Below are 707 nucleotides of genomic sequence, written 5' to 3'. Positions count from 1 at the left end.
CATTCGTTTCCCCCATCCCGATAATAACGCCAGAGCATGGAGACATTCCGTGAGATTGAGCCATTTTCACAGTTTCGACGCGTTGATCGTATGTATGTGTGGTTGTAATCGAGGGATAGTTGGCCTTACTTGTATTTAAATTATGATTGTATCGATGTACCCCAGCCTCTGCCAACCGCCGTGCCTGATCTCCCTTAAGAATCCCTAAGCAGGCGCAAATTTTGAGCGGCATCGTGCGATTAATTTCTTGTACTGCCTCAATCACCTGATCCAGTTCTCGATCTGTTGGACCTTTGCCGGAAGCTACGATGCAATAGGTCCCTGCTCTCCGCGCTACTGCTTCCCTAGCTCCAGCCAACAGTGATTCCTTGTCCAACATACTGTACTTGCTCACAGGCGCCGTGGATACGATAGATTGTGAGCAATAACCGCAATCCTCCGGGCATAGGCCACTTTTGGCATTGATGATCATGTTGAACTTTACTTTTTTTTCATAAAAATGATGCCGCACCCGAAATGAAGCTTGCATAATCGGTAATAATTCTTCATCGTCGGCTTCCAGTACCGCTATGCCTTCTTCCAGCGATACACGGCTGCCTTGTATTGCTTTTTCAGCCAACGAGTCCCATTCTATAACCTTGTTTAGTAAATTCATACTTCTTGCCTCCCAAAATTTAATGATCATGTAAATGGATAAGATTTTCAGC

Annotated in this window: 1 protein-coding gene; it reads right to left on the bottom strand. The window is 45.4% G+C overall.

The genetic code is table 11. The features are described from left to right. Nucleotides 1-655: biotin synthase BioB (bioB, locus tag GRP75_RS28655; protein WP_160791078.1), on the bottom strand; the 655-nt coding region annotated here is incomplete at its 3' end. Nucleotides 656-707: the final 52 nt, after the last annotated feature.

It is taken from the genome of Paenibacillus sp. OT2-17, from assembly GCF_009827695.1.
GTDB lineage: Bacteria > Bacillota > Bacilli > Paenibacillales > Paenibacillaceae > Paenibacillus > Paenibacillus polymyxa_B.
The sequence above is the reverse complement of the archived record's forward strand: the minus strand, read 5'-3'. Positions and strand labels throughout refer to the sequence as shown.